The 233-nt window shown below is 56.7% G+C and carries 1 protein-coding gene; it reads right to left on the bottom strand.

Going from position 1 to position 233, the window contains the following annotated elements:
- A partial coding sequence (locus tag SB765_RS33985; protein WP_410933078.1) for a substrate-binding domain-containing protein occupies positions 1–233 on the bottom strand: 233 nt, incomplete at both ends.

Genomic DNA, 233 nt, shown 5'->3' with positions numbered 1-233 from the left:
CCTGGTTTTCCGCATCGTTCAGCACGGTACCGGCCAGCGCACCGGATTTCACCAGCGCCAGCGCTTCTGGCAGTGCATCGACGCCAAAGACCGGAATTGAGGTCATGTTGTGCGCTTTCAGCGCTTCAACCGCACCCATCGCCATCGCATCGTTGTTGGCAATCACCACTTCGATTTTTTTGGCATTCGGGCCTGACAGCCACGCATCCATCTTATCTTTGGCCTGAGCGGTA

The sequence above is a fragment of the Pseudomonas sp. SIMBA_067 genome (assembly GCF_046534675.1).
GTDB lineage: Bacteria > Pseudomonadota > Gammaproteobacteria > Pseudomonadales > Pseudomonadaceae > Aquipseudomonas > Aquipseudomonas putida.
The sequence above is the reverse complement of the archived record's forward strand: the minus strand, read 5'-3'. Positions and strand labels throughout refer to the sequence as shown.